At 62.7% G+C, this 18,765-nt stretch carries 20 protein-coding genes; 6 read left to right on the top strand and 14 right to left on the bottom strand.

The features are described from left to right. Positions 1-14: 14 nt before the first annotated feature. Together xseB and xseA are read right to left on the bottom strand one after the other, a co-directional pair. Positions 15-320 carry an exodeoxyribonuclease VII small subunit gene (xseB, locus tag E5K00_RS09840; RefSeq protein ID WP_135463049.1) on the bottom strand — a complete coding sequence of 102 codons (306 nt, stop codon included), beginning with the start codon at positions 318-320 and terminating at the stop codon, positions 15-17. Further along, entirely contained in the window at positions 317-1,855 is a 1,539-nt protein-coding gene (gene xseA, locus E5K00_RS09835; RefSeq protein ID WP_167856822.1) for an exodeoxyribonuclease VII large subunit, read from the bottom strand. The genes xseB and xseA overlap by 4 nt, the downstream gene beginning before the upstream one ends. Before the next feature lie 231 nt (positions 1,856-2,086). Between xseA and E5K00_RS09830 the strand changes: the two genes are divergently transcribed. Together E5K00_RS09830 and E5K00_RS09825 are read left to right on the top strand one after the other, a co-directional pair. Then, positions 2,087-4,189, top strand: a complete 2,103-nt coding sequence (locus E5K00_RS09830; RefSeq protein WP_135463047.1) for a M13 family metallopeptidase — start codon at positions 2,087-2,089, stop codon at positions 4,187-4,189. A 467-nt stretch (positions 4,190-4,656) separates the two neighbouring features. After that, a complete protein-coding gene (locus E5K00_RS09825) occupies positions 4,657-5,091 on the top strand; it encodes a hypothetical protein (RefSeq protein ID WP_135463046.1) in 435 nt (144 codons plus the stop codon). A 7-nt stretch (positions 5,092-5,098) separates the two neighbouring features. Here the strand turns inward: E5K00_RS09825 and E5K00_RS09820 are convergent, their stop codons facing one another. Beyond that, the gene (locus tag E5K00_RS09820) at positions 5,099-5,908 is read right to left on the bottom strand and encodes a peptidylprolyl isomerase (protein WP_167856821.1); all 810 of its coding nucleotides are present in this window, start codon (positions 5,906-5,908) and stop codon (positions 5,099-5,101) included. A gap of 138 nt (positions 5,909-6,046) precedes the next feature. Beyond that, positions 6,047-7,249, bottom strand: coding sequence for a zinc dependent phospholipase C family protein (locus E5K00_RS09815; RefSeq protein WP_135463044.1), 1,203 nt, complete (start codon positions 7,247-7,249; stop codon positions 6,047-6,049). A gap of 195 nt (positions 7,250-7,444) precedes the next feature. Between E5K00_RS09815 and E5K00_RS09810 the strand changes: the two genes are divergently transcribed. Continuing rightward, on the top strand, positions 7,445-8,482 hold the full coding sequence (locus tag E5K00_RS09810) for a hypothetical protein (RefSeq protein ID WP_135463043.1): 1,038 nt from the start codon (positions 7,445-7,447) through the stop codon (positions 8,480-8,482). Here the strand turns inward: E5K00_RS09810 and E5K00_RS09805 are convergent. Together E5K00_RS09805 and E5K00_RS09800 are read right to left on the bottom strand one after the other, a co-directional pair. Continuing rightward, positions 8,479-8,988, bottom strand: coding sequence for a CinA family protein (locus E5K00_RS09805; RefSeq protein ID WP_135463042.1), 510 nt, complete (start codon positions 8,986-8,988; stop codon positions 8,479-8,481). The genes E5K00_RS09810 and E5K00_RS09805 overlap by 4 nt on opposite strands. Positions 8,989-9,140: 152 nt before the next feature. Further along, the gene (locus E5K00_RS09800; RefSeq protein WP_135463041.1) at positions 9,141-10,442 is read right to left on the bottom strand and encodes a metal-dependent hydrolase family protein; all 1,302 of its coding nucleotides are present in this window, start codon (positions 10,440-10,442) and stop codon (positions 9,141-9,143) included. 144 nt (positions 10,443-10,586) lie between these two features. Here E5K00_RS09800 and E5K00_RS09795 point away from each other — a divergent pair, with 144 nt between their 5' ends. Further along, entirely contained in the window at positions 10,587-10,847 is a 261-nt protein-coding gene (locus tag E5K00_RS09795) for an acyl-CoA-binding protein (RefSeq protein WP_135463040.1), read from the top strand. Between the two features lie 207 nt (positions 10,848-11,054). Here E5K00_RS09795 and E5K00_RS09790 read toward each other — a convergent pair whose 3' ends face one another. From E5K00_RS09790 to E5K00_RS09780, 3 genes are read right to left on the bottom strand one after another with little or no spacing between them, the layout of a single operon-like run. After that, on the bottom strand, positions 11,055-11,276 hold the full coding sequence (locus tag E5K00_RS09790; protein WP_135463039.1) for a CDGSH iron-sulfur domain-containing protein: 222 nt from the start codon (positions 11,274-11,276) through the stop codon (positions 11,055-11,057). A 51-nt stretch (positions 11,277-11,327) separates the two neighbouring features. After that, positions 11,328-11,831, bottom strand: coding sequence for a YybH family protein (locus E5K00_RS09785; protein ID WP_135463038.1), 504 nt, complete (start codon positions 11,829-11,831; stop codon positions 11,328-11,330). A gap of 35 nt (positions 11,832-11,866) precedes the next feature. After that, positions 11,867-12,385 (bottom strand): GNAT family N-acetyltransferase, encoded by a 519-nt coding sequence (locus E5K00_RS09780; RefSeq protein WP_135463037.1) that lies wholly within the window; start codon positions 12,383-12,385, stop codon positions 11,867-11,869. Between the two features lie 138 nt (positions 12,386-12,523). On the opposite strand from E5K00_RS09780, the gene E5K00_RS09775 reads away from it, so the two are divergent. After that, the gene (locus E5K00_RS09775) at positions 12,524-13,186 is read left to right on the top strand and encodes a DUF6565 domain-containing protein (protein WP_135463036.1); all 663 of its coding nucleotides are present in this window, start codon (positions 12,524-12,526) and stop codon (positions 13,184-13,186) included. Positions 13,187-13,248: 62 nt separating this feature from the next. Here the strand turns inward: E5K00_RS09775 and E5K00_RS09770 are convergent, their stop codons facing one another. Continuing rightward, on the bottom strand, positions 13,249-13,692 hold the full coding sequence (locus E5K00_RS09770; protein ID WP_135463035.1) for a hypothetical protein: 444 nt from the start codon (positions 13,690-13,692) through the stop codon (positions 13,249-13,251). Positions 13,693-13,917: 225 nt separating this feature from the next. Here E5K00_RS09770 and E5K00_RS09765 point away from each other — a divergent pair, with 225 nt between their 5' ends. Continuing rightward, entirely contained in the window at positions 13,918-14,541 is a 624-nt protein-coding gene (locus E5K00_RS09765) for a deoxynucleoside kinase (RefSeq protein WP_135463034.1), read from the top strand. 71 nt (positions 14,542-14,612) lie between these two features. On the opposite strand, the gene E5K00_RS09760 is transcribed toward E5K00_RS09765, so the two are convergent. The 4 genes from E5K00_RS09760 to E5K00_RS09745 all read right to left on the bottom strand — a co-directional run bounded on the left by E5K00_RS09760 (position 14,613) and on the right by E5K00_RS09745 (position 18,578). Beyond that, complete coding sequence (locus E5K00_RS09760) at positions 14,613-15,284, bottom strand: DUF2461 domain-containing protein (protein ID WP_135463033.1); 672 nt, start codon at positions 15,282-15,284, stop codon at positions 14,613-14,615. A 130-nt stretch (positions 15,285-15,414) separates the two neighbouring features. After that, entirely contained in the window at positions 15,415-16,227 is an 813-nt protein-coding gene (locus tag E5K00_RS09755) for a DUF547 domain-containing protein (protein ID WP_135463032.1), read from the bottom strand. Between the two features lie 273 nt (positions 16,228-16,500). Then, positions 16,501-17,316: an MOSC domain-containing protein gene (locus E5K00_RS09750; protein WP_135463031.1), complete on the bottom strand. Its 816-nt coding sequence runs from the start codon at positions 17,314-17,316 to the stop codon at positions 16,501-16,503. Between the two features lie 290 nt (positions 17,317-17,606). Then, positions 17,607-18,578: a YitT family protein gene (locus E5K00_RS09745; RefSeq protein ID WP_135463030.1), complete on the bottom strand. Its 972-nt coding sequence runs from the start codon at positions 18,576-18,578 to the stop codon at positions 17,607-17,609. Positions 18,579-18,765 lie beyond the last annotated feature (187 nt).

The following is an 18,765-nucleotide window of genomic DNA, read 5'->3' as shown; positions in this document are numbered from 1 at the left end:
CTTCGAAACCTGGCCTAGAAGGGCAGCCGCCCCGAAAGTCCACGACCCGACTGCTCCTTTTCGGGCAAGCCCGGACCCGGACCGGTGGGGGTGTCGTCCCCGCTTTCCGGGTCTGACTCATCTTCCTCTTCCAGGTTTTCGAAGACCCGCTCAATGGCCGACTCGGCATGGCGTAGCTTCTGCTTGCAGAGCCGGATCAGCTCGGCGGAGCGCTGCACGCGGGCCGTGAGGTCGTCCACGTCCACGGTGTCGGTTTCGAGGGCCCGCAGAATGGTTTCCAGCTCTTCTATAGCCTGGCGGTAGGTGGTATCGTTGGTCATGGGGTTGGGGCAGAACTAGCAGGTGAAGCACCGGGTGGTGCCAGGTGGGGCGTGCGGTCCACAATCTGGGCCGCCAGCGTCAGGTGGGGCAGCAGCAGGCGTACTTCGTCGCCGGGTTGCAGGGCGGCTTCGGGCTGCTGGTGGTCGGTGATGAGCTGCACGTAGCCGTGCCGCGCCAGCGTGGGGGCATCAGGAAAGGGGGCTACGTTGAGTTGAGCCAGCCGCAGCTGGGCGCGGTGCAGCAGCCGCTCGGCCGCCAGCTGCACCTGGTAGCGGGAGCGGAGCAGTTGCTCGCGCCGCCGCCGGTGCAGCCGCCGAAACCGCTGGGCCAGGGTGCGGCCGAAGGTGCGCAGTTGCTGCTGCTGCTGGCCCAGGGCGCGGCGCGCGGCGCGGTGCAGGCCGTGGCGGTGGCGGCTCAGCTGGCGGTGCTGCTGCTGCAGCTGCTGCCGCGGCACGGTAGCCGCCGCCCGCATGCGCTGGTGCAGCCCGGCGCGGTGCTCGTGCAGCTGGGCTTGGGCGGCGCGATGCACGTAGCGCCCGGCCTGGGTCAGCAGGTCGTGGGCCGCGTCGAGCTGCCGGGCGGCCAGGCCGCGAATCTGGTCGGCATAGCCCGAGAATACCGCGTCGAGGCGGGCCAGACGCTCGGCCAGAAACGCGGCTACGGCGGTGGGCGTTTTCAGGGCCAGGTGGGCGGCCAGGTCCAGCACGGCTTCGTCCCGCTCGTGGCCGATACCGGTGAGCACCGGCAGCGGAAACGAGCCGACGCCCGCTGCCAACCCGTAGTCGTCGAAGGCCAGCAGGTCGGTTTTGGCCCCGCCGCCCCGGATAATGACTACCGCGTCAAAATCTGCGCGCCGGGGCCGGATAGCGTCCAGGGCGGCCAGAATGCTGGCCGGCGACTCGGTGCCCTGCATGGTGGCCGGGTACAGGGTCACGGCAAAGTCGTAGGGCGACTCGCCCAGCTGCTGCACGAAGTCCTGGAAGCCGGCCGCCGTGGGCGACGAAATAACGGCCAGCCGCTGCGGACCCAGCGGCAGCGGCAGCTGTTTCTGGCGCTCCAGCAGGCCCTTGGCTTCGAGCTTGCGCACGGTTTCGAGGCGCTGCCGGGCCAAATCCCCGACGGTGTAGCTGGGGTCGATGGTCAGCACGTCGAGGCTCAGGCCGTACTGCTCATGAAACTTGACTTGCACCCGTAGCATCACCTTCAGCCCCAGGCACAGCTCCTGGCCGGTGTGCTCCAGAAAAGCCGGGGCCAGCTGCTGGAAACGCTGACTCCAGATGGTGGCCCGGGCCTGGGCCTTAAGCTGGGCCCCGCGGCCGGTCACGTGCTGGTCGGTGAGCACCAGGTAGCAGTGGCCCCCGTCGTGGCGGGGCAGGGTCAGATCGGCAATTTCGGCTACCACCCAGTACGACTCGGCAAAGCGGGTTTCTACCGTCTGGCGCACCCGCACCAGCAGCTCGGCCAGGGGCAGCGGCACCAGCGGGAGGGCCGTGGTCAGGCCCGGCTCCGGACGACGATTGAAAAGGGGCGGCATAGGGCGGCAAGGTACAAATTCGGGGCGCGGCAACCAGCACCGGCGGGGCAACGGTTGGCTTCCGGGCCGCATCAATACCCGAAAGCCGCCTATGCAACCCCGGCGGCGGGCCAATGTTGGCCGCCCGCGCCAAAAGTTCGGCAATAGGGGCTGCCCGCGCCGGGCTTGCGGTTTTTCTTTTACCTTTCTAGCCTCAATCCGCCTTTCCTCACCCTTTTCCTGCCTTATAGTATGAAAAACCGAAACAGCCTGACGCTGGCCGCCGTGGCCGCTGCAGGCTTGACGCTGGCTGGCTGCGCGGCCAGCAACACGCCCGCCGCCACCGCTACTACCGCTGCCGCTCCGGCGGCTGCCACTCCCGCCCAGGAACCCGAAGTAAAAGGCGTAGGGCTGAACGTGGCCAACATCGACCAGTCGGTAGCACCCTGCGACAACTTCTTTCAGTATGCCTCGGGCAACTGGTTGAAAAACAACCCGATTCCGGCCTCGGAAGTAAGCTGGGGCAGCTTCAACGAGCTGTTCGACAAGAACAGCGCCGTGCAGCGCCAGATTCTGGAAGAGGCCGCCGCCGACCGCTCGGCCGCCAAGGGCACCAACGCCCAGAAAGTCGGCGACTTCTACGCCTCGGCCATGGACTCGATGGCCATTGAGAAAGCCGGTATTACGCCGCTGAAGCCTGAGCTGGACCGCATTGCCGCCATCAAGGACCTGAAAGGCCTGCAAACCTCCCTGGGCCGCCAGCAGCTGATCGGCAGCGGCTCGGTGTTCAACATGGGCGTGGGCCAGGATGAGAAAAACAGCACCCAGTATGCCGTGCTGCTCTACCAGGGCGGCCTGCGCATGCCCGACCGCGACTATTACCTGAAGGACGACGCGCGCTCCAAGGCCATTCGCAACGCCTACGTGACGTATATGACCAATACGTTCAAGCTGATGGGCGACAACGACGCGACGGCGGCCAAAAATGCGGCTACCGTGATGCGCCTGGAAACCCGGCTGGCCAAAGCCAGCAAAAGCCGCGTCGACCTGCGCGACCCCTACGCCAACTACAACAAGCTGACCGTGGCGGAGCTGCAGAAGCAGTATCCCAACGTGGGCTTCCCCACCTTGCTGGCCCAGCAGAACCTCTCGTCGGCCAAGTCGATTATCGTGGGCCAGCCGGCCTTCGTGAAGGAAGCCAACGTGATGCTCAAAGCCGAGCCGCTGTCCGACTGGAAAACCTACCTGCGCTGGCATTTGGTTAGCTCCTTGTCGGCCGCGCTGCCCAAAGCCTACGTGGATGAGAACTTCAAATACACCCAGACGCTGACCGGGGCCAAGAAAATGCAGCCCCGCTGGAAGCGCATGCTGCGCGCCACCGACCTGGCCCTGGGCGAAGCCTTCGGCCAGGTGTACGTGGATAAGGCCTTTACGCCCGAAGCCAAGCAAAAGGCCCTGGAGATGGTGAATAACCTGAAATCCGCCTTTGCCGAGCACATTCAGCAGAACGAGTGGATGAGCGCCCCCACCAAGGCCGAAGCCCTGAAAAAGCTGAACGCCTTTACCGTGAAAATCGGGTATCCTGACAAGTGGAAGGACTATTCGGCCCTGAACATCACCCGCGACTCCTACCTGCAGAACGTGCTGGCCTCGCGCATGTTTGCCGCCAACGTCGACAACAGCAAGCTGGGCAAGCCGATTGACCGCAACGAATGGGGCATGACGCCGCCCACGGTGAATGCCTACTACAACCCGCCGATGAACGAAATCGTGTTTCCGGCCGGTATTCTGCAGCCGCCCTTCTACGACCCCAAGGCCGACGACGCGGTAAACTACGGCGGTATCGGGGCCGTTATCGGCCACGAAATGACCCACGGCTTCGACGACCAGGGCCGGCAGTACGACGCCGAAGGCAACCTGCGCGACTGGTGGACCAAGGAAGACGCCGAGAAATTCGACCAGCGCGCCGCCCTGGTGGGCACCCAGTTCGATGCCTTCACGCCCCTGGATTCGGTGCACGTGAACGGCAAGCTGACGATGGGTGAAAACCTGGCCGACCTGGGAGGGCTCAACATTGCCTACACGGCCCTGCAAAAGACGCTGGCCGGCAAGCCCAAGACCAAAATCGACGGTTTCACGCCCGAGCAGCGCTTCTTCCTGGCCTACGCCCAGATCTGGCGGACCAACCAGCGCCCCGAGGCCATTCGCCAGCAGGTGCTCACCGACCCGCACTCCCCGGCCCAGTACCGCACCAACGGCCCGCTGCAAAACATGCCCCAGTTCTTCGAGGCGTTCGGCTGCAAAGACGACGCGAAGATGGTGCGGGCCCAGGCCCAGCGCGCCAAAATCTGGTAGCAGCGAAGTAGTTTACTACGGCAAAAAAGGTGGTTGGCATGGTGCCAGCCACCTTTTTTTCGTTTGGGCCAGGGGAGTGGGGCCGAGGCGGCTACGGTAAGTCCGCAGTCTGGCCGAAGCCGGAGAAAGGCCGACCGAAGTCGTAGAAAGAGGGGCCGAAGTAGTGCCAAGGGTAACCGATGCGGCACCCAGGACGCCCGAAGCCCCAGCAAGCGCGCCCGAAGCCCTAGACAGGCTGACCGAAGAAGGAAAAAGAACGACCGAAGCACTAAAAAGAGCTATTTCCGCGGCTTCGGTCGTCCGGCCCGGCTCTTGGGCGCTTGCGGCCGGGCCATCGGACAAGCCGGGAGCTGCGGGAGAAGGGCTTGGGCCTGCGGCAAGGCGGGCAGCGGGTGCAGCCAGGAGGTAAGGCGGCAGGCAGCAGGGGCAAGTTGGGCAGTTTGCCGGCCTTGCCCGTATCTTGCGGCATGCAAAAAACGCTGCCTTCGACCTTGCTGCTGGCCTTGCTGCTGTGCGGCGCCTGCAATTCCCCGGACTCTCAGCCCGCCGCCCAGGAGCCGGCCGCCGCCCCCGCCGCCGCCGTCGATACGGCCGCCGCGCGGCTGCGCAGCCAGGTGCTGCACCCGCAGGTGGGCGACGTGTACGTGGTGCAGTTTCAGCGCCCCAACAACCTGGGCAGCCGCTATTTCTTCTACCACGTGTTCCGGACCGCCCCCGACAGCGCCTACCTGCACCCGGCCTACAAGGACGCCGCCACCGCCGATGCCGACCTGAGCCAGCCGGAGTTCCGGGCTTCCGATAACACGATGGTCTACACCCAGGCCGAGCTGCTGGAGCTGCTGCGCGAGCAGCCCGGCGACGTCAACAAGGCCAAGCTGGTGCGGGTGCGCCGCGCGCAGTAGCCGCCGGCTACTTCACTACTTCAATCTTGATGTCGACGTCCTTTTTGGGCCACTTGTAGGGGTCCACGGGCTCGGCGGCAATTTTGTCGATTACCTCCAGGCCTTCCACCACTTCCCCGAACACGGTGTATTTGCCATCCAGGGAAGGCACGCCGCCCACGGTGGCATAGGCCTTGGCCTGCGCGGGCGTCAGCTTGCGGCCGGCCATAGCCTGCGCCTGGTAGGGCGTCAGCTTTTCGCCCTGCACAATGTAGAAGTCGGTGTTTGACGACAGCTTGCCGGGGTTCTGGTCGTCGTCGTAGCGGGCCATGCCCAGGGCGCCGCGCTTGTGGAAGTGCGCCGGCCGGATTTCGGGTGGCACGTGGTAGCGCGCCATCCGAATGGTGCGGTGGTCGGAAGTGCCGCCCTGAATGGCAAAGCCCTTGACCACCCGGTTGAACACGGTTTCGTCGAACACGCCTTTGCGGGCCAGCAGCAGAAAATTGGCTTTGTGCAGCGGCGTATCGTCGTAGAGCTTGATGCGCATGTCGCCGAGCCGGGTGTGCACGATAACCTCGGAGCCGGGGTACTGCCGCAGGTAGTCGGGCAGCAACGCCACCACGCTGCTGTCCGACAGCTTGCGCAGGTCGGGGCCGGGCACGGGTGGGGGAGTAGCGGGGGCGGCCGTTTCGGCGGGCGGCGGGGCCTGGTTGCAGCTGCTCGTGCCAGCGGCGGCGGCGAGCAGCGCGGCGCAACCGGCAGAATACACGAAAGCCGACCGGAAGAAAGAAGTCATGGCGGGAAAGATCAGGGCGCGGAGAATAGGGGAAAGGGCCATAAACGCAAAAGGGTTGCTGCCCTCTACTACGACGGCAGCAACCCAAAAGTAAAGCCCCGGCGGCATACGCCGCCGGGCGGCGCTCCTAGCCGTTGGCCCTGCTGCGGCGCAACGGCCGCTGCAAGGGCTGGCGGAGGGTTAGTTCCAGCCGTCGTTGGCGGGCTTCTCCTCCTTCTTTTTCTTTTCCTTCCGCTTGCTGCTGCCCTCGTCGGTTTTAGTTTTCACCTTCACTTTTTCGGGCCCGGCAGCAGCCGGGGCCGGGGCAGCGGGGGCGGCCGGGGCCGCTACGGCGGGCTCCTCCACGGGGGCCGGGGCCATGTCCTTGGCCGAGTTGATCTGGTCGGCTTTTTCCACGGCTTTTTCCGGGTGCAGGGCCAGCAGCAAGTCCTGGGTAATCAGCTCGTTCTTGTCCCAGGCTTTCAGCTCCACGGCCAGCTTCTCCTTCTCCTCCTTGCTGACTTTTTTGCCCATCAGCTGCTCCAGATCGGGCTTGCCCGCGTCCTGCCAGGCCGTGAGCCACATCGAGGCCACCAGCGTGGGGGCCTGCTTGAGGCGGTAGGCTACCTGCCCACCCACTTCCTTGTGGTAGGCGTCGGCAAAAGCATCGGAATAGGCCCGGCGGGTTTTGCCGTACTTGTGCGAAAACGTGTACTTGGTTTCGGTCGTGAAGTTCCGGGTTACTTTCTCTTCCTTGTCGAAGGTGTCGCCCAGAAAGCCGTACGACTGCTGCACGGCCAGCCAGATGTCTTTGAGCGGGTCTTTCAGGTACTCGGCTTTTTCCGAGTCCAGCTTCCACTCGGCCAGGTGGCGCTCCGGCAGCTTCGATTCCCAGAGGCTGTGCATGCCCTGCTGGTTGGTCAGCTGCCCGTCGTAGTTGACGGTGGTGTGCAGCGGCACGTAGGCATCGGCCACGTAATGGCCCAGCTCGGCCGAGAGGCGCACGATGGCCACCGTGTCGCGGGCCCGGAAGGCTTCGGTCAGCGCCTCCTTGGTTTCCATCACAATCCACGGCACGGTGCCGTACTTGCGCAGCGTATCGGCCGAATACTTGGCCACGGCCTTTTCCCAGAGCTTGGGCATGGCCCCGAACGGGTCGTCGCCGTAGTGGTCCATGTCGATGTAGTGCTTGGGCGCTTCCTTGGGGTCGTCGTCGCGGCGCTCATCGGGGGCCGTCGCCAGCCGCACGATTTCGGGCATGTGCCGGTAGTAAAATCCCTGCATGCCCTTGGGCAGCGTGTACACGGCTACCTGGTTGATGGTGCGATGCGCCAGAAAGCCCCAGCCCGACGACAAAAACGGGCATAGCAGCACGATGGCCAACGTCAGTAAATGCTTTTTCATACGAAGAAATAAGGCCCGTACCTCAGGCTTCGCGAAGTTCGGGATTTTGGACTAATAACGTATGCCTGGCGGCCGCGCCCGCCCCAAATCAGGCCCCGCTAACAACCGTTGCCGCCGCCGCGCCGCTATATTGCCCAATCCTGCCTATCCTGCGCTGCGTTAGCCCTAGCCCCCAATCCTTCCCACCCGCTCCGTATGACCCTGATTTCGAAAAAGAAAATTAACTACGCCATCAGCCCCGAGCTGCGCGCCTACCTGCACGACTACGACCGGGAAACCAAGCTGCCGGTTACCTACCGCGACCTGCTGCGCCACAGCGGCTCGTTTCCGCTGCTGGACCGCCAGGGCCGCGACACGCTCTGGCAGACCGTGTTTTACGAGCCCAGCACCCTGGTCGAGCTGTCGGCCGACCTGGCCAAGGTGTACGCCCTGCTGCGCACCGACGGCGACCTGTCATTTACCGACCACCTCATTGCCGACCGCATCGACTACTGCCAGTTCGGCAACAGCAACCCGTTTCGGGTGCGCATCGTGAATCAGCTCAACGACAACTACGACTATTTCTACGTGAAGCGGGCCGATGCCTCGCGGGTGTACGGCCTGGAGCTGGAGCACCTATTGTCGCCGAACCGTATCAACTACCTCGTCTGCGGCGACTCGCTCATTGAGGAACACATTGCCGGCATTCCCGGCGACGATTTTATCCGCGACCATCTGCAGCGGCCCCACCTCAACCAGGTGCGCATCGCCAAGGAGTTCGTCAAGTTTAATGAGCGCTGCTTTGCCCGCCTGCTCGGCGACATGCGGGCCTACAACTACGTCATCATCGCCACCCCCGACTTCGAGGACGAGCAGTACCGCGTGCGGGCCATCGACTTCGACCAGCAGAGCTACGAGGGCAAGAAAAACATGTACCTGCCCCAGTTTTTCAAGGATAACCGCCCGGTGGTGCAGATGTGCGGCAAGCTGCTCAAGGCCGAAACCATCCGGCAGTACCAGGCCGAGGAGCGCACCCTCATTGCCCGGCGCGTGCGCCTGGAGCGCTACCGCCTCAAGGACCTGATGGACGTGATGCGCCGCGACGACGTGTCGACGCCCGAAAAAACGGCCCAGCTCAAGCAGGAACTCAACCTGCACTACGGCACTGACGTCTTCGACCGGTGCCGCAACATGGGCGACGTGGTGCATCAAAACCTGAAAATGATGCTGCTGGCCCGCCCGCGCCCCTATTAATCGGTCAGCTTGTTCTGGTCGGGCGGAAACCGGTCGAGCAGCTCGTTGAGCTTGGTATACACGAAGTCGACGGCCTGCTGCCGCACGCTCTGGCAACTACCCTCAAACTCCTGGCGGTGCTCCTCGGCGCGGTTCTGGTAGAGAAAGGTGAAAAACAGCGTGCCGGCGGGTTTCTCGTCGGTTTCCGAGCCGCCGGCCGCGCACAGCCCCGTCACGGCCACGCACACGTCGGCCCCGAGCTTCTTGTGCAGGCCCATCACCATCTCGTTGGTCACCTGCTGCGACTCAGCCGTGTACACGTCCAGCGTCTGCTGACTGACGCCCAGCAGCTTGCGCTTGGCGATGGGGTGGTAGGTTACGATGGAGCCCAGCAGCACGCTGCTGGCACCCTGGGCTTCAATCAGGCCCGAGGGCAGCAGGCCGGCCGTGCAGCTTTCGGCAAAGGCCAGCGTGAGCTTGTACTGAATAAAACGCTTGACGAGGGCAGCAATATCAGCCTGTTTCATAGGGGGACGGAGCAAAGCGGGTTTTGAGCCTCTATACTGGCTTTTGCGCGTTAGGTTAGCCCTCTGTCTCGGCAAGCTCCTCCGTGCGAAATACCGGGTCAGCTCAACGCTAAGGACGAATTGCGCGCCCGGTACCCACTGACTGTCAGTGGCTACTGCTGCCGGTACACCACGCCCTGCTTCATCACGAAGCGCACCCGCTGCATGGCCGTAATATCCTGGGTCGGGTCGCCATCCACGGCCACTACGTCGGCCAGCTTGCCGGCTTCCAGCGTGCCCAGGTTGTCGGTCTGGCCCAGCAGCTCGGCCGCCGCCACCGTAGCCGCCCGCAGGGCCTCGTAGGCGGGCATGCCGGCCTCCACCATGTACTGAAACTCCAGGGCATTCACGCCGTGGCGATACACGGAGGCGTCGGTGCCAAACGCAATTTTCACTCCCGCCTTGTACGCCTTCCCGAAAGTCGTTTGCAGCTTGGGGCCGATGCTCAGGGCCTTGGGCGTCACCAGGGGCGGGTAGTAGTTCGGAATCCTGGCCGAGTCGGCCACCGACTTGCCCGCCGTGATGGTCGGTACGTACCAGGTCCCGAACTTCTTCATCAGCTTCATCGTCTCGTCGTCCATCAGCGTGCCGTGCTCGATGCTGACCACGCCGGCCCGGATGGCGCGCTTCATGCCCTCGGCGCCGTGGGCGTGGCAGGCTACTTTCAGGCCTAAATCCCGCGCCGTTTCCACCACGGCTTTTATTTCCTCTTCGGTCATCTGGGCGCTGCTGCCGTCTTTGGCCACGCTCAGCACCCCGCCGGTCGAGGCAATCTTAATCAGGTCGGAGCCGCGCTTGTACTGCTCGCGCACGGCCTGCCGGCACTGGTCGGGGCCGTTGGCCACGCCATCCGCAGGGCCGGGAAGGCCCATCAAATCCTGCCGGTAGCCGTTGGTGGGGTCCATGTGGCCGCCGGTGCCCGATATGGCTTTGCCGGCCGTAAAGATGCGCGGACCTACCACCTGGCCGCGGTTCACGGCGTTGCGCAGGGCCACGTTCACGCCCGAGCCGCCCAGGTCGCGCACGGTGGTAAAGCCGGCCAGCAGGGTTTTGCGGGCGTGGTCGAGGGAGCCAAAAGCCACGTCGGCCGGGTTTTCGGTCAGCTCTTTCAGAAAGCTGTCCTTGCTGGTTTCGCCTTCCAGGTGCACGTGGCAGTCAATCAGGCCGGGCAGCACCGTCTTGTTCTTCAAGTCGATAACCTGGTCGGCGGCGCTGCCGGTGGTGTAGCCGGGCTGCACTGCCACCACGCGGCCTTTTTCCACTACCAGGGTCATTTCGGTCTGGGGCTGGGCTTTGGCGGCGCGCATATCCAGCAGGCGGCCGCAGTGCAGGTAGGTTTTCTGGGCCAGGGCCGGGGTCAGGGAAAAGGAGCAAAGCAGGGCGGCCACCAGGGCCGAGGGGCGAAGTGCGAGCATGGAAACAGCGGTGGAAGTGGGGCATCAAGGTACGACATAGAAAAACGCTGCATGCCGCCTAAATCCGCCGGAATCCGTACCTTGACGGCGGCCCTGCCGGTGCGGGGCCTTTCTCCACCATCCTCTTCTCTTTTCCTGCTTTTCATGGCTACGCACGAAGAATTTGAAGCCGCCGCCCAGCGCGCCCAGCAACTGCCCACCAAGCCCAACAACATGGTGCTGCTCCAGCTCTACGCCCTCTACAAGCAAGCCTCCGAAGGCGACGTATCCGGCGACCGGCCCGGCGGCTTCGACTTCAAGGGCATTGCCAAATACGACGCCTGGGCCAGCCTCAGCGGCAAAAGCAAGGACGCCGCCCGTCAGGAATACGTGGAGCTGGTCAATTCCTTGTTTCAAGGTGCCTAGATAATTCTTGTCATTGTGAGGCACGAAGCAATCCGTCCTCTGCTGTTGACAACCGCCCTTTTACCAGAAAGCCCCTTACTACCAGCAGTAGTAAGGGGCTTTTTGCGGTAACGCGAAGTTGCACTTGGCGAGGCGTTGAACGACAATCGTTGCAACGACGCGGACGCCTCGCGAAGTGGAACTTCGCGTTACGCTCAGCCCGCCGGGCTATACTTTAGGGGCGGGCAGGTCGAAGGCTTCGGCGTTGTGCTCGAAGTGGCCTTTGTGCGACCCATCGCAGAAGGGCTTGTTTTTGGACAGGCCGCAGCGGCAGATGCTGACCCGCTCGCGGCCGGCCAAGCCGTAGGGCTGGCCCTGGGCATCCACAATTTCGAAGTCGCCCTCTACGCGCAGGGAGCCGTTGTTGAGTACAGTAAGTTTGGTAGCCATGAAAAAGAGAAAAATCTAAGTGAAAAAATGCGGGATGAGCCCCCGACCCGCCTAGTCGAGGCAGTTTCGGGTGGCGCAGGAAAGGGGGGTATAGGTGGCCGAGAGGATGGTCCAGGCGTTGTTTTCGAACTTCCACATCAGCCAGTACTTGCCGATGATGCGGTTTTTGCTTTTGTCCTGGGGGTCGGTCCAGGCTTCGGCCCACTCGCCGGTTTCGTAGGCCAGCTGGCCCAGGTCGCTGACCTCCACGTTCATGGTGCGGTTCATCCAGGTCACGTCGGGGCGCTGGCGGAAGCGGCCGCGAAACCACTGCCGGGCCGCCGCCTCGGTGGTGCGACTGCCGCTGGCCGAAGAAACGGTGATGCCGGGGTTGAACAGGCCGTAGAAAGCGGTGGTGTCGCGGCTGTTGAAGGCCTTGTTCCAGGTTTCGCTCCGGGCCTTGATCAGCTCCAGGTGCTTTTGCTTCAGAATCTGGCCGAAGCTAAGCTGGCTGAGCAGTACAAACGTGGCCACGGCCGCCAGGCGGCGCAGCGAAAAAGCAGTAGAAACACCCATAGAGAAGGAAAAAGGAAACTTCAAAGACGGCGCAATTACGCCAGTTCCTTGCGCATTACGTAGTCGTTCATCCAATAGGGCCCGATGGCAATGTCTTCTTCGCGGTGGCGCTGGAAGCCCAGCCGCTCGTAGAAGGAAATGGCCGGGTTGTGGCGGTTTACGTTCAGCTCCAGGGTTTTGCCGCCCATCTGGCGGGTGGCTTCCTCCACGGCCTCAAGCAGGTTGTGGCCCAGCCCCTGGCCCTGGTGCGACGGCAGAATATAGATTTTGTGCAGCTTAAACAGCGCGTCGCCCGCGGGCAGGCGCGAGAAGGACGCGTAGCCGGCCGGGTGCCCATCGGCGTAGAGCAGCAGAAAGGTGTGCCCTTCCTCGGCTATCTGGCGCTGCAGGGAGGTCGGCGTGTAAATCACGCGGTACATGTACTCGATCTGGTCCTTCGAGATGATGAAGCGGTAGGTCGGCTCCCAGGTAGCTTCGGCCAGCTGAATAATGGTAGGAATATCGGCCAGCGTGGCGGGCTGAATGGTAACGGCAGGAGCAGAGGAAGCAGACATATGGTGCAAAAACGGCATTTTTTAGCGAAAAAACGAACCTCAACCGCGCCAAACCACGTTTTGGGCCAGAAATTGCCAAGCGGCATACGACGGTTCCTTTCCCCGTCGTTCGTACTCTTTCGCCCTGTACCCTGCCTTATGAAACGATTCCTGCTTCCGATCTGCCTCGTGGCCGCCGGCCTCAGCGCCACCCCGCTGGACACCGCCGCCCAGCAAAAAACCACCCCGGCCAAGCAGCCCTCCGCGTCTACGCCCTCGGCCATCGAGCGGGACCTGGACGTGTTCAGCGACTGGGTAAACGACAAGCTGGACCGCGCCGAAGTGGGTGTGCGCCGCGAGCTGCCCCGCATCAAGGAGGATTTTGAGCGCCAGAGCCGCCGCCTCGATAAAGCCGTCGACAGCCTTTCGAGCCAGTCGAAGCGCGAATACAGCACCCAGAAGCGCCGCTACCAAAGCTGGGAGTCCAAGCAGGACAGCCTGGATGCCGCGGCCCGGGAGCCCGAAACCGCCAGCGCGGCCCAGCGCCGCCTGCTAAACGAAACCGTGACCATCAGCAAGGCCCGCGCCAACGAGCTGCCCGAGCTGTATCTGCACCTGCTGGAAACCACCCGCGAAAGGCGCCGCACCTGGACGCAGGCCGACTGGAGCGCCGCCAGCGCCGTGCTGGAGCGCCTGAACGCCCGCTACGAGCAGGTGCGCGAGCAGCTGCCCCTGGAGGAGCGGGTGCGCATCCGCTCGATGCAGGCCGAGTTCCGGACCCTGGAAAAGGCCCGCGACGTGAAAGACATCATGAAAGAATAGCCGCGCCCCGCCGCCAGCTTCCAAAATCAAAAGGCCTCCGCAGGGAGGCCTTTTTTTGTGGCTCAGGCCGCCGCCCGCTGCCGCCGCAGCCAGTCCCAGGCCGAGTCGACGTCGTAGAAAAGCTGGATGGGCAGGTGCTTGCCGACGCGCTCAGCAAATTCTACGCTGATGCTCTGGTTCTGCATGTCGGGCGAAAATACGTAGGCAAAAGCCCGCAGGCCTTCTTCCATGGCCTGGGGCAGCCATTCGTATTCCAGCCAGGGCAGGGCCTCGGACCAGTCGCCGGTGGAGTCGGTTTTGTCGTTGAGTAGCAGCGGGCAGTGGTATTGCTGCTGAATGGGGCCGGCCGCCGTGGCTACTTTAATGACTTCCGTGCCGGTGAGGTTGCCCGTCCAGCAGATGTAGAGCAGTTGCTGCTCAGGATAGAGCCGGAAGGAAGCAATGGGCTGACCGTGCGCGTCGAGGACGGTCCCCAGGTCGGTGTAGACTGTGGACGGGGCTGGCATAGAAGGGTATCAGGCGGTTGGGGGCAGAGGAAGGGCGGTTCAGCAGCAGGGCGTGGGCAAGCAGCCCCCAGGAAACCACCTTAGTAAGAAACAGGTCGGGCTAATAAGTTACGAAATTTCCGGGGCAAGGGCAATATGGTACAGCCGGGCTTTTACCTGCGGGTGGTTGGTAGCTTTCCGCTACTTTTGTAAGCTCTTTTTTCGTTTCGCTACCGCACCCCGCTCATGCATATTGCAATCGTCGGCAACATTGGAGCCGGCAAGACCACGCTGGCTAATAAACTGGCGCATCATTTCAACTGGGAAGTCTTCCTGGAAGATGTCGACCACAACCCGTACCTGAAGGATTTCTACGACGATATGCCGCGCTGGGCGTTTCACCTGCAGGTGTATTTTCTCAACAGCCGCTTCCGTCAGACCCAGCACATCAAGAAGCTGCAAAGTGCCAGCAAGGGCGTTATTCAGGACCGCACCATCTACGAGGATGCCCACATTTTCGCGGCCAACCTGCACGAGTCGGGCCTGATGAGCGAGCGGGACCACCAGAACTACCTGGCTTTGTTCGAGTCGATGATCAGCATGGTCGACGCCCCGGATCTGCTGCTCTACCTGAAAGCCGACCTGCCCAAGCTGATCCAGCAGATCGACAAGCGCAACCGCGACTACGAGAACAACATCAAGATTGAGTACCTCAAAAACCTCAACGAGCACTACGAAAAGTGGATCAGCAACTACAGCTACGGCAAGCTGCTGATCGTGGACGTGAACAACCTCGACTACGTGAACAACCCCGAAGATCTGGGCATCATCATCGACAAAATCAACAGCACCCTGTTCGGGCTGTTTTAGAATCGGCTACGCACTAAAAAAGGCCCGTTGAGGATTCAACGGGCCTTTTTTGCTTGCCAGCAGGAGCGGGTTTAGCCTTCGGTCATGGCTTCGTTCAGGAAATGCACCCAGGGCTGGGCCGCCTCCCAGGCCGTGAGCACCCGGTCGGGAAAATCGGCGCGCAGCACTTCCTTGTCGGGGAAGGAGCGCCACACGAAGAAGCTTTTCAGCCGCAGCCACTCGATTTCCGGGTCGGCGCGGTCGTAGCCTTTCGGGGCGGTGCGCAGGCTCTGGCTCATGTCGAGGCCGGCGGGAAACTCGCGCAGCAGGGCCGCATCCTGGCGCAGCTGGTGAAAAGTATCGGGCGAGTAGTGAATTTCCTGGCGGATGCGGGCCAGCTGGGCGGGCTCGGGCATCCAGCGGCCGGCCCCCACGTAGGTTTCGCCGCCCGGCTCGATGGCCACGAAGTAGCCGGCCCAGGGGCTGTGCCGGCCGCCGGGCTTGAGGCCCGCGCCCATGTGGGTTTTGTAGGGCTCGTTGCTTTGCTGAAACCGGTCGTTTTTGTTGATGCGGAACATCACGTCGGAGGGCGTGAGGCCGGTGAGGCGCGGCTCGAAGCGCTGGCTGCGCTCCAGCAGCTCGGCGGTAAACTCGGTGAAGACGGCCCGGGCCTTGTGATAGTCGGCGCGGTTGGCATCCATCCAGGTCTTGTGGTTGTTGGCCGCCAGCTCGCGCAGAAACGTCAGAAGAAATTGTCGATTCATAGGGTAGGATAACACCAAAAGCCGGAAAAAAGCTGCCGGAGCGCATGAAAAAACCGCTAAAAAACAACAGTTCCGGCCTCCCGCGAAGGAAACCGGAGCTGGGGCGTGGCTGCCAAGCCGGGAGCCGGGCTTAGCGCTGGCGCAGGGCCTGGGTATCGGGCGTTTGCCGGCCGTTGTTCAGGGCCCAGCTAAACGACAGAAACTCGATGGTAGCCTTAGGGTCAATCTTGACGATGCCGTAGCGGTTCAGGAAGGCAATGAGCTTTTCGCCCTCCCCAAACTCGGCGGCATACCAGTCGAACAGGCTGGACAGTCGCACCTGCGTGGGAGCCAGCTGGTTGAGAGTGGTGTGGGTGAGAAACCGGCGGGCCTGGGCATCGAGCTGCTGGCTGAGGCGGGCCCCGTCGTAGGCTTCGTTGAGCATAGGCGGCGAGGAAGTAGCGGCGCACACCAGGGCAAAATGCACCCGGGGGTCCTGAAACTGGGGCCGCAGCACTTCCTTCTCGATGGTATTGAGCGAGTAGAGCTTGCCGCCCACATTGATCCAGCTGTCTTCCCAGGCCGACTTATAGCCCTTGAGCACCTTCACCCGAATTTCGCTCATGCTGGCCACGGGGTAATACTGCAGCACGGTGTAAATCGTAGCCGCGTTGTAGAGGTTCAGCCAGTAGGCCTCCACGTCGGGCTTCGACCAGGTAGCGGCATTCGGCGGCGTTTTGCGCAGGCTTTGCAGGTAGGCGTCGAGCTGGTCTTCGTCCTCGATAAAGCCCTCGTAGTCCACGAATCCGTCCCGGGTGATGTGCTTGCGGAGCAGGTCGGTCCAGGGGCTGTGCAGCGAAGCGGGGGCGGGGGCATCCTCTGCGGGGCGGGCCGCTACGGGCAGGCTGGTGGCAAACCACGTCAGGAGTGCCAGCAGCCAGGTAAATGCAGAGGGGTTCTTCATGCGCAAATCAGGTGTCAGAGTAGGAGGGCAGGTCGGCGGAAAAGGCAGTAGCAGCGCTACGGGCACCAAGTAAACCAAAACTGCCTCCGGCGAAACCGGCTACCAGAAGCGCAGTTGAATTATTTACGGTTTAAATTGATTTTCAAAGCTAAGGTGAAATTCGTCGCCCGCCAAGCCGCCCGCTAACTTTTTGACCTTATAGGGTTTAAGGCCAGGCGTGAAACCGGCAAATGGTGCCGCGAAAAGCGCATTCTACGGGCCGTAACCGCCGTTTTAGCTGAGCAGGCTCCGCACGGCTACCGCGTCGCCGACGCGCAGCACGCCCCGGGCCGGGCCGGTTACGTTTTGCCCAAACATCACCTTGCTGCCGTCGGTACGGTAAGGGGCCAGCGTCCGCAGGGGCTCGGCGCTTTTCTGGGCCGTTGCCTGGTCGATGGTCGTGACTACGCAGCGCCCACAGGGCCGCACGCCCCGAAAAGCCAGGTCGCCGATGAGAAAGTCGCGCCAGGTTTCTTCTTCGTAGGGCTGCCCGCCGCTGAAGACCAGGTTGGGCCGGAAGCGGTCCATGGGCACGGGCTGCGCCAGGCGGCGGTTCAGATCCGCCAAAGACTCCTGGCCGATAACCAGAAACGGGTAGGCGTCGGCAAAGCTCACGTGGCCCTCCACGGCCCCACCATCGGTGCCGCGCATCACCATATCCGACATGTAGACCAGCTTGCAGGGCCGGCCCAGGGCCTCGCTCAGCCAGGCGTCGGCCTGGGGCGTGCCGCGCCAGGCAAACACCATATCGTCCCAGACGGTGACGAACAGGGTGCGCTCGGGCGTGGCCTCGAAGGGAATGTAGAGGGGCAGCAACTCGGGGCGGGCCGCGTGGGTCAGCAGAAAGCCGTTGTAGGCCGGCAGTACTTTCAGCAGGGCCATTTCCGCCGTCTGGCGCTGGGTCATAAACTGGTTGCGCTCATCCACGATCAGCCAGCGGCGGTCGTGGCGCAGGCCGCGGGGCTCCACCACGGCTTCGGTAACGCGGATGCCGCCCAGGGACTTGACGGGGTAGATGTAGAGGTCGGAAAGGACAAGGGATGTGGCCATGCCCCAAAGGAAGGGGTTAATGGGCGCAAGTGCTAATACGCGTTAAGGTGTTAATGTGATTGAATGTGCTCAAGTGCTAATGCGCGTTAAGGTGCTAATGTGGTTGAATGTGCTAAAATGCTAATGCGTGTTAAGGTGCTAGTGTGGTTGAATGTGCTTGAATGCTAATGCGTGCTAATGTGGTTGAATGTGCTCAAGTGCTAATGTATTTCGACTGTAGTGGAAGGTGGAAAAGGTGTCGTTGCAAAGCTTTAGCACCTTCCCCACAGTAGCACATCAGCACATTCATTCTAGTGCAGGGGGCGTTTCTTGATGACGCCGCCTTTGGTTTCCTTCACGCTGTGCATGACCAGGAAGGCGCTGCGGTCAATCTTTTCCACTTCGTCGGTGAGGCGGCCCAGCTCCAGGCGGGTAATGACGGTGAAGACGATGTCGACGGCCTGGGGCACTTCGCCGCGCACGCCGTAGCCGCGCTTGCCGCTGTAGACGGTAGCGCCGCGGCCCAGCTTTTCGGTAATCATGCGCCGGATGGCGTCGCTGCGGCCCGAGACAATCGTGACGCCGGTGTATTCCTCGATGCCGTCGATGATGAAGTCGATGGTTTTGGAAGCAGATAAGTAGGCCAGAATGGAGTAGAGGGCCGTTTCGAAGGACAGCACGGCCGCCGCCACCGCGAAAATCAGGATGTTGAGCCCCAGGATAATGTCGCCGATGGTCAGGCTGGTTTTCTTGCTCAGGTACACGGCCAGGATTTCGGTGCCGTCGAGCACGCCGCCGCCGCGCATGGCCAACCCGATGCCGGCCCCGAGGAAAAAGCCCCCGAACACGGAAATCAGCAGCTTGTCCTGGGTCAGGATGGGGAAGGTGATGACCACCAGCACGCCGGCCAGCGCCAGAATGGTGAGCAGGGTCTTGAAAGCAAATATCCGGTCGATCTGGAAGTAGCCCAGAATAACGAAGGGAATGTTGATGAGCACGATAAGCAGCGGCAGCGGCAACCCGAACACCCGGGCCACCAGCAGGGAAATGCCCGTCACGCCGCCGTCGATGAACCCGTTGGGCAGCAAAAAGCCCTTCAGGCCCAGGGCCGCCGAAAAGATGCCGGCCGCCAGAAAGGCCACGTTGGTCAGCTGCCGCCGCCACCAGCGCCGGTTGCGCAGCGCGGCCAGGGCCCGCGGGGGCCGCCGGTAGCGCCGCCGGGGCGGTTCGGAGCGCCGCTGCTTGCGGAGCTTGTCGAGGGTAATAAGCTGGGGAATAAGCATGGAATGGTCTGGCGTTGCTCGGTAGTACGGCCCGGCAGGAGCTTGCGTTAAGGAAAGCCCGCCGCAACGACCCTGGGCAGGAGTTACCAACACCATTGCTTGGCTGTCATCCTGAGCTTGCGAAGGACCTTATAACCCAGGCACAAGCAGTGGTTGTGCTAGTCGTTCGAAGTCCTAATGAAGGTTC

The organism is Hymenobacter aquaticus (assembly GCF_004765605.1).
Lineage (GTDB): Bacteria > Bacteroidota > Bacteroidia > Cytophagales > Hymenobacteraceae > Hymenobacter > Hymenobacter aquaticus.
This window is presented reverse-complemented; position numbering and strand designations above follow the sequence as displayed.

Excerpts from the sequence above, each read along its gene's own strand:
- E5K00_RS09830 (WP_135463047.1), top strand. The coding sequence starts at position 2,087 with ATGAAAAACCGAAACAGCCTGACGCTGGCCGCCGTGGCCGCTGCAGGC.
- E5K00_RS09820 (WP_167856821.1), bottom strand. The coding sequence starts at position 5,908 with ATGGCCCTTTCCCCTATTCTCCGCGCCCTGATCTTTCCCGCCATGACT.
- E5K00_RS09755 (WP_135463032.1), bottom strand. The coding sequence starts at position 16,227 with ATGAAGAACCCCTCTGCATTTACCTGGCTGCTGGCACTCCTGACGTGG.
- E5K00_RS09825 (WP_135463046.1), top strand. The coding sequence starts at position 4,657 with ATGCAAAAAACGCTGCCTTCGACCTTGCTGCTGGCCTTGCTGCTGTGC.
- E5K00_RS09795 (WP_135463040.1), top strand. The coding sequence starts at position 10,587 with ATGGCTACGCACGAAGAATTTGAAGCCGCCGCCCAGCGCGCCCAGCAA.
- E5K00_RS09780 (WP_135463037.1), bottom strand. The coding sequence starts at position 12,385 with ATGTCTGCTTCCTCTGCTCCTGCCGTTACCATTCAGCCCGCCACGCTG.
- E5K00_RS09750 (WP_135463031.1), bottom strand. The coding sequence starts at position 17,316 with ATGGCCACATCCCTTGTCCTTTCCGACCTCTACATCTACCCCGTCAAG.
- E5K00_RS09765 (WP_135463034.1), top strand. The coding sequence starts at position 13,918 with ATGCATATTGCAATCGTCGGCAACATTGGAGCCGGCAAGACCACGCTG.
- E5K00_RS09800 (WP_135463041.1), bottom strand. The coding sequence starts at position 10,442 with ATGCTCGCACTTCGCCCCTCGGCCCTGGTGGCCGCCCTGCTTTGCTCC.
- E5K00_RS09785 (WP_135463038.1), bottom strand. The coding sequence starts at position 11,831 with ATGGGTGTTTCTACTGCTTTTTCGCTGCGCCGCCTGGCGGCCGTGGCC.
- E5K00_RS09745 (WP_135463030.1), bottom strand. The coding sequence starts at position 18,578 with ATGCTTATTCCCCAGCTTATTACCCTCGACAAGCTCCGCAAGCAGCGG.
- xseA (WP_167856822.1), bottom strand. The coding sequence starts at position 1,855 with ATGCCGCCCCTTTTCAATCGTCGTCCGGAGCCGGGCCTGACCACGGCC.
- E5K00_RS09810 (WP_135463043.1), top strand. The coding sequence starts at position 7,445 with ATGACCCTGATTTCGAAAAAGAAAATTAACTACGCCATCAGCCCCGAG.
- E5K00_RS09760 (WP_135463033.1), bottom strand. The coding sequence starts at position 15,284 with ATGAATCGACAATTTCTTCTGACGTTTCTGCGCGAGCTGGCGGCCAAC.
- E5K00_RS09815 (WP_135463044.1), bottom strand. The coding sequence starts at position 7,249 with ATGAAAAAGCATTTACTGACGTTGGCCATCGTGCTGCTATGCCCGTTT.
- xseB (WP_135463049.1), bottom strand. The coding sequence starts at position 320 with ATGACCAACGATACCACCTACCGCCAGGCTATAGAAGAGCTGGAAACC.
- E5K00_RS09805 (WP_135463042.1), bottom strand. The coding sequence starts at position 8,988 with ATGAAACAGGCTGATATTGCTGCCCTCGTCAAGCGTTTTATTCAGTAC.
- E5K00_RS09790 (WP_135463039.1), bottom strand. The coding sequence starts at position 11,276 with ATGGCTACCAAACTTACTGTACTCAACAACGGCTCCCTGCGCGTAGAG.
- E5K00_RS09775 (WP_135463036.1), top strand. The coding sequence starts at position 12,524 with ATGAAACGATTCCTGCTTCCGATCTGCCTCGTGGCCGCCGGCCTCAGC.
- E5K00_RS09770 (WP_135463035.1), bottom strand. The coding sequence starts at position 13,692 with ATGCCAGCCCCGTCCACAGTCTACACCGACCTGGGGACCGTCCTCGAC.